Origin of the sequence: Arcicella rigui, from assembly GCF_034929435.1 — a bacterium.
Lineage (GTDB): Bacteria > Bacteroidota > Bacteroidia > Cytophagales > Spirosomataceae > Arcicella > Arcicella rigui.
Genome location: NZ_JAYFUM010000016.1, coordinates 1 through 12,330 on the forward strand (window position 1 = coordinate 1; position 12,330 = coordinate 12,330).

The 12,330-nt window shown below is 35.3% G+C and carries 8 protein-coding genes and 1 rRNA gene; 6 read left to right on the forward strand and 3 right to left on the reverse strand.

Annotated features, from left to right (window positions below; translation table 11 throughout):
* The first annotated feature begins 1 nt into the window (after window position 1).
* The 3 genes from rrf (at window position 2) to VB248_RS13710 (ending at window position 5,463) form a co-directional block, all read left to right on the forward strand.
* Window positions 2-113, forward strand: a 5S ribosomal RNA gene (rrf, locus tag VB248_RS13700).
* A 164-nt stretch (window positions 114-277) separates the two neighbouring features.
* On the forward strand, window positions 278-3,184 hold the full coding sequence (locus VB248_RS13705) for a response regulator (protein ID WP_323297355.1): 2,907 nt from the start codon (window positions 278-280) through the stop codon (window positions 3,182-3,184).
* Between the two features lie 92 nt (window positions 3,185-3,276).
* Window positions 3,277-5,463, forward strand: coding sequence for a TonB-dependent receptor family protein (locus VB248_RS13710; protein WP_323297356.1), 2,187 nt, complete (start codon window positions 3,277-3,279; stop codon window positions 5,461-5,463).
* Between the two features lie 63 nt (window positions 5,464-5,526).
* Here VB248_RS13710 and namA read toward each other — a convergent pair whose 3' ends face one another.
* Window positions 5,527-6,597 carry an NADPH dehydrogenase NamA gene (gene namA, locus VB248_RS13715; RefSeq protein WP_323297357.1) on the reverse strand — a complete coding sequence of 357 codons (1,071 nt, stop codon included), beginning with the start codon at window positions 6,595-6,597 and terminating at the stop codon, window positions 5,527-5,529.
* 456 nt (window positions 6,598-7,053) lie between these two features.
* On the opposite strand from namA, the gene VB248_RS13720 reads away from it, so the two are divergent.
* A complete protein-coding gene (locus tag VB248_RS13720) occupies window positions 7,054-8,442 on the forward strand; it encodes a PAS domain-containing protein (RefSeq protein WP_323297358.1) in 1,389 nt (462 codons plus the stop codon).
* Window positions 8,443-8,448: 6 nt separating this feature from the next.
* Here VB248_RS13720 and VB248_RS13725 read toward each other — a convergent pair whose 3' ends face one another.
* A complete protein-coding gene (locus tag VB248_RS13725) occupies window positions 8,449-9,333 on the reverse strand; it encodes a DMT family transporter (RefSeq protein WP_323297359.1) in 885 nt (294 codons plus the stop codon).
* Window positions 9,334-9,492: 159 nt separating this feature from the next.
* A complete protein-coding gene (locus VB248_RS13730) occupies window positions 9,493-10,218 on the reverse strand; it encodes a GIN domain-containing protein (protein ID WP_323297360.1) in 726 nt (241 codons plus the stop codon).
* A gap of 212 nt (window positions 10,219-10,430) precedes the next feature.
* Here VB248_RS13730 and VB248_RS13735 point away from each other — a divergent pair, with 212 nt between their 5' ends.
* Together VB248_RS13735 and VB248_RS13740 are read left to right on the forward strand one after the other, a co-directional pair.
* A complete protein-coding gene (locus tag VB248_RS13735; protein ID WP_323297361.1) occupies window positions 10,431-11,927 on the forward strand; it encodes a sigma-54 interaction domain-containing protein in 1,497 nt (498 codons plus the stop codon).
* Between the two features lie 61 nt (window positions 11,928-11,988).
* Window positions 11,989-12,330 (forward strand): hypothetical protein, encoded by a 342-nt coding sequence (locus tag VB248_RS13740; protein WP_323297362.1) that lies wholly within the window; start codon window positions 11,989-11,991, stop codon window positions 12,328-12,330.

The window sequence follows — 12,330 nt, forward strand, 5'->3', positions numbered from 1 at the left end:
TTATGGGGTTGATAGGACTGGTGTTCACCTCTTCCCATCTCGAACAGAGAAGTTAAGCCCAGTGCCGTTGATGATACTGCAATCACATGCGGGAAAGTAGATAAACCCCAAAAATATTTTAGCCCTCGGATTACTAACAATAGTAATTCGAGGGCTTTTTAATTTAATCTGTTAAGAAAACTGTTGGCTTTTGTTGATTATCAAGAAAACTTTGTGTTACTTGGTGCTGCATAATGGCTGGTTGCAATGGATACAATGGAGTTTGACTGAAGACCTGATGAACGAATCTTTTTTATATACAGAAAATTTACATGGTAGAGGTAAACATATTATTCATAATGTTTACGGCTGTATAAAAAGTAATTTCTGGGGTTATTTAAAGACTTCTCTTTTTACAATTACTTTTTTATGTTCGTTTAATTCACTATTTGCTAATAAGATTCCTCGCAATGAAAAAATATTAGATTTAAGAAATCACGATTTTGTAAATGCTGGAAGTGTTGATTTAAAGGAAAATTGGGCTTTTTATTGGAATCAGTTGATTCAACCAAATGAGTTTTCGGAGACTCTAAAACCCAATTATTACACTGAGTTGACAAAAGTATGGAACAATCACGAGCAGTTAAATATTCCATATAAGGCTTTTGGATGTGCTACTTACCAATTGAAAGTTCTTATTAATTCAAAAAAAGACCCTACGCTCACCTTTTTTATTCCTGCTACTTATTGTAGTTATTACTTCTGGATTAATGGAAAATTATTCTCAAAAAATGGTGTTGTTGCTAAGGAAATTGAAGCCAATAAACCTCAATGGTTGCCAATTCTAAGGGATTATTACGCTACTTCTGATACCTTAAATCTTGTTCTTCAAATTTCAAATTATGAACATTATAAAGGTGGTATTGCATACCCAATTGTTTTGGGCGATTCGGCTTTGATGAAAGAGCAAAGAGAAAGAGAAGTAGCTTCGGATATGCTGTTGACAGGTGTGTTATTGATGGGTTCTCTGTTTTTCTTGGGGCTTTACTTCATGGGAGAAAGAGACAAAGAGATTCTTTATTTTTCTCTTTTTTGTTTGTTCTTTATTTATCGTATTATTGGTGTGGATAAATTATATTATTTGCATCATATTTTCCCGAATTTGAATTGGTACTTAACAATTTATTTAGAATACTTTGCCATCTTTTTTTGCATCTTCATTTTCACGCTTTTTCTCAGGGATTTATATCCAGACGAAACTCGTGACTGGATGATAAAAGGCGTTAGAATTGTCAGTTTGTTTTATATCGGTATTTTGATTCTTACGCCTATCTCATTTTTTACCCTTGCTTCTTCTTTCTTTTTATATGTTGTCTTGCTTTTCATCATCTACAATATTTATGTAGGGATAAAAGCGTATATGAATAAGCGTATTGGTTCTGGATATGCACTTATGAGTATTTTGTCGCTTGGGGTGGCATTGTCTCTGACTATCCTTAGCTATATGAAGATATTAGATGCTTCGCCTTTTTACTTTATTTTTGGCTTTTTTGGCTTTATTTTCTTTCAAAATCTAATCCTATCTTATCGTTTCGCACATTCTTTACGGAAAGCTAAAGTACAAGCGGAGCAAAGTGGACAAGCAAAATCTGAATTTTTGGCAAATATGAGTCACGAAATTCGTACTCCTTTGAATGGAGTGATTGGTTTTGTGGATTTGTTGATGAAAACAAAACTTGATGATACTCAAAAGCAGTATATGTCCACTGTGCTTCAATCTGCAAATTCTTTGTTAGACATTATTAACGATATTCTTGATTTTTCTAAAATTGAGGCTGGAAAATTAGAATTGTCGATTGAAAAATATGATTTGTATCAACTCGCTGAACAAGGAATTGATATAATTACTTATCAGGCAAACGAAAAAGGGCTTGAAATTTTACTTAATATTCAACCGAATACTCCTCGATTTATTTGGACTGATTCAGTGCGATTAAGACAAGTATTGGTCAATCTTTTAGGAAATGCTGTGAAATTCACCCAAAAAGGCGAAATTGAATTAAGAATTTCAGTATTAGAACATATTTCAGACGAAAAGAAAAGAATGAGATTTTCTGTCAGAGATACTGGTGTGGGGATTGATACGAAAAATCAAGAAAAAATATTTCATGCTTTCTCGCAGGAAGATGCTTCTATTTCACGAAAATTTGGAGGTACAGGTTTGGGTTTGACGATTTCAAACCGACTTTTAGGCTTGATGGGAAGTGAATTGAAAGTAGAAAGCGAATTAGGAACGGGAAGTACTTTTTACTTTGATGTAATTTTGAAAGCTGTCGAAGGCGAAGCCATAGTATGGGAGGAGTCGATGCAAAAGCTAAAGAAAATACTTATTGTAGATGATAATGCCAATAATAGATTGATTTTGAAAGATATGTTAGCCTTGGAAGGGGTTGTTTCAGAACAAGTAACGAATGGGTTAGAGGCATTGGAAAAAATGAATTTGGGGAATAGATATGATGTCATTTTGGTAGATTACAAAATGCCAGAAATGGACGGCATCACGATGATACGAAATATCAGAGAAAAGCTTCAACTATCGCCCGAAGAGCAGCCAATTATGTTGTTGTATAGTTCGCCAGATGATTTTACAATCAGCAAGGCTTGCGAGGAGTTGGGCGTTAAACAAAGATTGGTAAAACCAATCAAGATTCAGCAATTGTATCATGCCCTTGAAGCTTTATTGAATCAGCGTAATCTCGAAATTTCGGGTTCAGTAAAAGCGACTGAAAATGTAGTAATAGAACAAAAAATAGAACCAGCAATTGAAGAATTTAAAGTACTGATTGCCGAAGACAACCCAATTAATATGTTGTTGGCACGTACTATTTTGAAAAAACTTTTTCCTCAAGTACAGATTTTTGAGGCTGAAAATGGTAGAATTGCCATTGATTTATTTAAAAGTAATCAGCCAGATATTATCTTTATGGATGTGCAAATGCCTGAAATTGGTGGATACGAAGCCTCGAAGATTATTAGAGCTTTAGAACAAGGGCATAATGTACCAATTATTGCCTTGACTGCCGAGACTATCAAAGGGGAAAGAGAAAGATGTCTGGAAGCTGGAATGGACGATTATATTACCAAACCAGTGGTAAAAGCAACCATAGAAGCTACGGTATTAAAGTGGCTTTCACAGAAAAAATAGCTTGCTTTTGTTCGATTAATTGGAGATATTGTTAATAATTCCGTAAATTTGGAATAATTAATAATTATAGTAGAAAAAACCACTTCAATCGAATGAAATACTTATCCTTAATTTTATTTTTTATCTCTTTTGTGGCTTCAGGACAAAAAAATGAAGCTGATACTACAAGTTCAAAACAATTGGAGGAAGTAGAAGTAAAAGCTTTTAAAAAGCAAAATGAAACACTACAACCTTTAAACGATGTTCATAATAATTTTATTTTTTCTGGAAAAAAACATGAAGTAATTGATGTACAGAATCTGAATGCGAATATTTCTGAAAAAACAGGGAGACAAATTTTTGCCAAAGTAGCAGGAGCATTTGTGTATGATATGGACGGTTCTGGAAATCAAATGAATATTTCTACTCGTGGACTCGACCCACACCGCAGTTGGGAATACAATGTTCGACAGAATGGAATAATGACCAACAGTGATATTTATGGCTACCCAGCCAGTCATTATAGCCCACCGATGGAATCTATCCAAAAAATTGAATTAGTGCGTGGTACGGCTTCATTACAATACGGAGCTCAGTTTGGCGGAATGATAAATTATATCACCAAAAAGGCTGATTCTACCAAAAAGGTGTCTTTTGAAAGTATTAGTTCGATGGGTTCTTATGGGCTTTTTAGTACTTATAATGCAATTGGTGGAAAAATTGGGAAGCTCAAGTACTATGGTTATATTCAAAAAAGAGTTTCTGACGGCTATCGAAAAAATGCCAATTCAGATGCTGAAGCTCAGTTTTTAACTTTGGAATATGATTTTTCGCCCAAGTTACGTGTTAAAGCCGAAATCGGTCGGAGTACTTATGTGTATCAAATGCCAGGGCCTTTAACAGACGCTATGTTTTATCAAGACCCACGTCAATCGACCAGAAGCAGAAATTACTTTAGTCCTGATATTACTGTGCCTTCACTTTCTTTTGATTGGAAAATTAATGAATCAACACAGTTGAATTGGACAACTTCGGCGGTTTTGGGTACAAGAAGTAGCGTACAAATTGTAGCTTTGGCAAATGTCCCAGATGTGATTGACCCAGCTACCAATCAGTATAAAAACCGTCAGGTGGACATTGATAATTTTAATAGCTACGCTTCGGAATTGCGTTTGACGAAGTATTATGCTATCGGAAACTTTAAAAATACTTTGGTTAGCGGACTTCGCTACATTAATAATGATTTGCATCGCCAGCAATTAGGCAAAGGAACAACAGGTTCTGACTTTGATTTAACTTTAGTTGACCCAGCTTGGGGAAGAGATTTACACTATAAAACACAAAATGTGGCGTTTTTTGTGGAGAACATTTTTTATGTAACCCCCCAATTTAATATTTCGCCAGCATTGCGTATAGAAAATGGCGTTACCAAAATGTCGGGTTATATCAAGTACTTAGTGCCAGAGAAAGTACCTAATGAAATCAAACACGCTTTTCCGCTTTTTGGGGTGAATACTCAGTATAAATTCAGTAATCATCTTAAAATTTATGGAGGTTGGTCGCAGGCGTATCGACCAGTGATTTTCTCAGATATTATTCCGGCTACGGCTTTGGATGTCACTGACCAAAATCTTAAAGATGCTTCTGGATATAATGCTGAAATTGGCATTAGAGGAAATTATCAACAAAAAATCTATTTTGATATTACTTATTTTCAGATTGGCTATCATAATAGAATCGGAAGTTTGATTTTGCCCAATGCCAATGGAAGTAACTATGTGTATAAAACCAATGTAGGAAGTAGTTTAACAAAAGGTTTAGAAGTATTTGTTGAAACAAAAGCGGTTCAAACTAAGAATAGTAGCGTGTCTATTTTTACGGCTACTTCATATTTTGATGCCAGTTATGTAAAAGGCTCAGTGACCTTGAATGGTGAAAATAAAAGTATTGTAGGCAATCGTTTAGAAACTGTTCCGAGGTGGATAAGTAGAAATGGGATAACACTTTCGCATAAAACCCTAAGTGCCACTTTACAGTATAGCTATGTAGCGGATAGTTATTCGGATGCCTTGAATACAGAAACGCCAAGTGCGGACGGAGCGAAAGGTTTAGTACCAGCGTATAGTCTTTTTGATTTTAATGCTTCTTTGAAGATTGCACAGAATTATACTTTTAAATTGGGCGTGAATAATTTCACGAATACACAGTATTTTACTAAACGCCCTACGGGTTATCCGGGAGTTGGTGTGTGGAGTTCGGATGGAAGGAGTATTGTGGCTACTTTGCAGTTTAAGATTTAAGTAAGTAGAACGAGTTTCCAACTCGTTATTTGTTTATTTAAACGAGTTGGAAACTCGTTCTACTTATCTGAATTTTCCTCTTTCATATTGTACTGGCCATTGTACATCTTTTTGCCCCAATTCAGCGGCTGCTCTTAATGGAAAGTAAGGGTCACGGAGTAATTCACGGGCTAAAAAGATTAAATCAGCTTGTCCAGTTACCAGAATTGACTCCATTTGTGTTGACGTTGTGATTAAACCAACAGCACCCGTTAAAATACCTGTTTCTCTTTTGATATTCTGAGCAAAAGGAACTTGATAAGATGGACCAATTGGTATTTTAGCATTGTAAATATTTCCACCAGTTGAAGAATCAATTAAATCAATGCCTACATTTTTTAAAATATGGACTAATCTGATAGAATCTGCTTCGTTCCAACCGCCTTCTGCCCATTCTGTGGCTGAAATTCGCACAAATAAAGGGAGATTTTTTGGCCAAACGCTTTTAATTCCTGCAATAATCTCAAGTAATAAACGAATTCTATTATCAAAACTACCGCCATACTCGTCTGTACGTTGATTGCTGAGAGGCGATAAAAACTGATGCACCAAATAACCATGTGCCGCATGAATTTCTATGACGCTAAAACCTGCTTCCAAAGCTCTTGCTGCTGCCATTTTGAAATCATTCACTACTTTTTCGATACCTGCTTTGGTCAATGCTTCTGGAATGCCATAAGTATCATTAAAAGGAATTGTACTGGGTGCTACCACTTGCCAGCCACCTTCGGCTTCGCTAACTAATTGTCCGCCTTTCCATTGCGAAGAAACACTTGCTTTCCTGCCTGCGTGAGCCAACTGAATACCTGCTTCTGCTCCATTGGCTTTGATGAAAGTGGTGATTTTTTGTAAACCTTCGATGTGTTCATCTTTCCAAATTCCTAAATCATCTGGTGAAATTCTGGCTTCTGGTGAAACGGCTGCGGCTTCAGTAATTACCAATCCAGCTCCGCCCACGGCTCTACTGCCCAAATGTACAAAATGCCAATCGTTGGCAAAGCCATCAATTGATGAGTATTGGCACATCGGCGAAACTACGATACGGTTTTTGAGAACTATATCTTTTATTTTTATGGAGCTAAATAATTGTGACATCGTAAATGAAGAAATTTTATATTGATGAAATTGTTACTTTTTGCTAAACCTTAGTACTTTACTCTTTTATTCATAATGCGACAGTCATTATCTTAGTTCATTTTAATGATTTGAAATAGCGTAAATATTGTAGCTTCATAAGCATACAATAGGCTAAAAAAATGAAGAGCTGAAAGCGAAATTTTGAAGAATTTACTTTTAAAAAATTGAATTAGGCTTTACTCAAGTGACTGATAATGAAGCACAGTAGAGATACAGGAAAGTATTTTTAGAGGTTTTTTTTTGAATAAAAAAAAGATTTTTATACTTTTTCTGCATTAATCACTGAAATATAATCTAAACACGGATAGTTTTTTGAAAAAAAATCTTTTGATTTGTATTGTAATTGAATAAAATATTCAACAGTTATGGAGCTTAATCGCATGTATCTAAATTACTCAAACCTAAATAAAGAGAATGGATAAAAGTGAACAGATAATAGATAGCCATGTGATTTTGAGAGCACTCTTGGAGAGTTCGACAGAAAATATGGTGATACTTTCTCCAAAACATGAAGTTTTAGTACTTAGTAAAACGATGTATGGATTTGTGAAAACAAATTTTGGAGTAGATATAATCGAAGGAGATAATATACTTGATTTTTTGCCTTCAAGTAATTGTGACATATTCCTTTCTGCTTTCCAGAGAACTTTGGAAGGGGAAACTACCAGTGTTGAAAGAAATGTAAAAGGATTGAAGAATACTTCTTTACAATTAGAGTATAGAATGAGTCCTGTTTATGGATTCAACAATGTTTTACAAGCGGTTTTGTTAAAGATTAATCATACAGAAAGTGAGCCAAGTACTTTACTTTCTGAATTACAACATAGAACAGAAGTATTAGAAGCGATTTTTGACAATACTGGCGAAGCCATCGTACTGGTAGATAAAGATTATAAGGTTTTAGAATTTAACAGTATTGCCAAAAACAGATTGCTGAAAAATATCCAAAAGGAAATTTTCGTCGGGGCAGATTTTAGAGATTTTCTGTATGCCAAACCTAAAGACCTTTTTTACAAAATGTTTGCGGATGCTTTGGCAGGTAAAAGTTCCGAAGTTGAAGTACCTTCTAAAAACATTCATGACGAAGAGTATTGGTTTCAGGCAAATATGTTTCCTTCATACAATCGAAATGGCGTGTTGATTGGCGTTGCGATTTATACACACAGTATTGATGTACGGAAAAAAGCAGAATTGGCTTTGCAGGAAAGTGAGGAGAAATTCAGAAAAATTGTAGATGTTGCTCCCGTTCCCATTATCATTGCTAATAAGGATATGCAAATTGTGTTGGCAAATACAGAAACGGAAAGAGTTTTTGGCTATAAATCATCGGAATTGACTCGTAAAAATATAGAAGATTTGATTCCAGAGCGTTTTAATTCTACTCATATCGAGCATCAAAATGATTGTATGAAAAATTCTGGTGCTTGTAGAATGGGAATGCACAAATTAGCTTCTGCTTTGAAAAAAGACGGTAAAGAAATTATAATTGAAGCCAGTTTGAATACTTTCCAACTTAATAATGAGCAGTATATTTTGGCGATTATTCAAGATGTTACACAAAGAGTAAAATCTGAAAAGCAAATTGCCAATCAGTTGGAACGCCTAAAGGCTATTTCTTGGCAACAGTCGCATGAAGTACGCAAGCCAGTAGCTAATATTATGTGTGTAAATAATATTTTGAAAGTAAACGATGATATTACTTTTGAAGAAAGAGAAAATCTACTAAAATTACTGTACGAAGCTACCGAAGAATTAGACGTGATTATCCATAAAATTGTTTCTTACGCAAACAGTTCTGAGTAAATGAGTTTATTCAGAACTGTTTTTTGTTTTACTGTTTATATTCTCTTTTTTACCCAAATACAAGCCTACAATTACGAGTAAAGTACCGATTATGGTATAAATAGTAATGGGTTCGTCGGTGAGAATTGACGCATACAAAAATCCAAAAATCGGGCATAAAAATAGCCAAAGAGATGCTTTCGTCGGTTCAGCTTTCAGCAGATACAACCAAACTTGAATGGCTAAAATAGATACAGGAATAACCAACCAAAGAGCCGAAAACCAAAATTTTGTATTAAAATGATTGAGGCTTTCATCATAAAAATATGCTGTAAAAGGCAAGAGTACCAAACCTCCAAACAATACTTGCCAGCCATTAATGCTAAGGCGAGGTAAAGCCCAATTGATACTCTGATAATAAACAGTTCCGACTGAATAACAAAGCATACTAAAACTCAGTAAAATTACCCCAAAAGGCGTTGCGTAAGCTTTGAGTAAAAGCGGATAAATGGCAATGGCTACGCCAGCAAGTCCAATGAAAAGTCCTGCCCAAATGTTCCATGTGATTTTTTGGCGTAACCAAACGGCATTCAATACGCTAATGATAAGCGGGCAAGCCGCACTGCCAAGCGTGCCAATGCCAGCTGTAACGTGTTTCATCGCAAAAACGAAAGCACTTGGATATATAGCCATACTCAGAACCCCACAAATGATTAAAGGAAGCCATTCTTGGCGTTTGGGGATTCTGTCTTTATTAATCAATAAGGAAATAGACAGCATGATGAGTGCCGCCAAGAAAAATCTTGTGCTTATTAGTAAAAGTGGTTGTGCCACTTTTATTCCTATTTTGGTAGCTACCGAACCCGAACCCCAAAGTGCAGCAAAAAGTAAACCTGCTAAAATCTTTTTCATAAATCGCTCGAAACAACTGTATTTTTAGTTGAATCTGTAATTTAGGATTTTATCAGGAAAAATAGGAGAGTAATGGCTATTTTGTTTAAAAAGCTTTAAAATAAAAATGGTTGCCCAGTTTTAAGGCAACCATTTTTTAATGAAAAATTGAAAGTATGTTTAGTTAGAGTGAACCTCGCCACCCAAATTTGCTTTTACATTTCTTTGGCTTGGGTTGCCTTTGTAGGTAATTGTTCCGCCTGTTCCTGCAAAAGCATCTAAACTTTTACTGGCACTTACTTCTGCCACACCGCCAGTGTTGGCTTTTATTTCTACTTCATCGCTCTTTAACTGATAGGCGAAAAGCTCGCCGCCTGTGTTTACTTTTGTTTGTTGGAAAATGGCTTTTCCTTCTAAAGTAACAATTGCTCCTTGTGTGCTTGATAATTCTAAGTTATTCACATTCAAGTTTAATTTAGCAATTGCTCCCGAAGTAGCATCAATCGCCAAACGGTTGCCAGTGAGTGCTTCTTCTGCACTTAGTTCTGCTCCACGACCAACATTGATACCCGACAATTCGCTGGCGTATTCAATTCTTACTTTGAATAATTTCTGATTATCAGACTTCTTTTTGTTGTTTTTGGTATCGGTCAGTTGTTTGAAAATTTTTGTCTTTACCGCCAATTCACCGCCAGAAACCGCCACTGTAAGGTCTTCAAGGTTAGCTCCGTTCAAGGCTTCTGTACTTATTTTGTTACTTTTTCCTTTTACTAATTCTACTTGCATGATGCCTTGAATATCAATTTTATTGAACGACTGCAAGGTAACTTCTTGATTTTGTTGTCCGTAAATAAATGAGGATACCGTCAAGAGGGCTAAAACGAATACACTTTTTACTGTTTTCATATTTGTATTTGCTAAATGTTTATTAAATCATTGCTTATTAGATGCGATAAACAACGTCATAGTTGCATAGCTTAGTACTTTAAAATTATTTAGTAGCTGTAAAATTTATCATCAAAGTATCTAATCGAGTATTCGCTGAACTCAAAACTTTCTGAAAAGGTTAGTGTAAGCATAAATAGAAATGAGGAATTCTATTTTAAGCAATGAATAATATGAAAAACCAAGCAAGTGATTTGTCGATATTAACAGATTTGTGTACAGCTCTTGCCAAGGCTGAAAGGGTAGAAGTATTGGTCGATGTTTTTGAAAAATGTATTCATCAATTATGGCATGGCGTATTTTTCAGCTTGTACTTTTCAGAGGAAAATGCCTATCAGTTTGTATTAAGCAATACCGATCGAATGTATCAATTGAAAGAAGATGATGCTTGGGAGATGTTTAAAAATATTGAACAACGATTAGTCGCAGACCTTAAAACAGATAATTTTCGACAAAATGTATTTTATAAAGACGCTGAACTTTGGCAAAAATTTGAAATAACAGAAACCTTGATACTAAAATTATTGGAGGTAAAAGCCGTTTTGTTGGTACATACAACTGAATTGAGAATTTTTGATATTCAACAATTAAATGTATTAAGAGTTGCGACAAACTTGCTTGTAAAAAGTATCAATGAACATTGTTATTTACAAAAAATAGCTCAATTAGGCACAGAGCTTCAAAGTTATCCACAAAAATTGTGGATAAGTACTGAGCCTGAGCAGGGTTTTACACAAATTGCCCCAAATGTGATTGGTACTTCGCCAGCGATACAAGAAGTTTATCAACAGATTAATCAAGTAGCTAAAACAGATTCTACGATACTTTTGCTCGGTGAATCGGGAACAGGGAAAGAAGTAATTGCTAAAACTATTCACGAGTCGTCAGAGCGAAAAAATAAGGCTATGATAAAAGTAAATTGTGCTACAATTCCGACACATTTGCTTGAGTCTGAATTTTTCGGACATGAAAAGGGGAGTTTTACAGGAGCAAGCCAAAGGCGAATCGGGAAATTTGAACAAGCAAATGGCAGTACTATTTTTTTGGATGAAATCGGTGAATTACCCATCGAGCTTCAAATGAAATTACTGAGAGTATTGCAAGAAAGAGAATTTGAAAGAATTGGCGGGTACAGTACCATCAAAGTAAATGTACGAATCATTGCGGCAACTAATAAAAATTTAGCTAAAGAAGTAAACGAAGGGCGTTTTCGTTTGGATTTGTATTATCGCCTAAACGTTTTTCCGATTGAACTACCCGCACTACGTGAACGCAAAGAAGACATTCCTTTATTGGTCGATTTTTTTATTCAGAAATATGCTAAAGGAAAAAATATCAAAACGATTAGTAACAAAGCCTTAGAACAATTGATGCTTCATTCTTGGCCGGGAAATATCCGTGAACTTGAGCATTTGATTGAACGTAGCGTACTGACGGCTAAAGGCGATACAATAAAAGAAGTAAAAATCAGTACTCTATACACACAAGACCATGAAGACTTTGCCCTACAAACGTTGGCAGACATTGAGCGAGAACATATTTTAAAAGTATTGAAAATCTGTAATGGCAAAATTTTCGGACAACATGGGGCAGCCATCAGGCTTGGATTGCCACCAACTACGCTGATTTCAAAAATGCAGAAATTAGGTATTACGAAAAAAATAGCATAGCCTCAGCAAGACAATTTTCTTTTTTGAAGGCTTTTAGAGAAATATTTAAACAGGTTTTTCATTGGAAAAGTATCAGCCCAAAAACGACTGGATTATCATTTGTCCATTTCTACACGTAGAAGGAATGGCGATTTTTCCATTTATTCTGCTTAGAAAAGAAAAACCATCGGCTGTATTACTCAATCACGAGCGTATTCACTTGCGGCAACAAATAGAATTACTGATACTCCCTTTTTATATTTTATACTTGTTGGCTTACCTAAGCAACAGAATCTGCGGACAAGCCCATCAGCAAGCTTACCGAAACATAATTTTTGAAAAAGAAGCTTATCAGAACGAAAAACAATTGGATTATCTAAGAAAAAGAAGGGCTTGGACTTACTGGAGAAAGCGTGTAGAATAA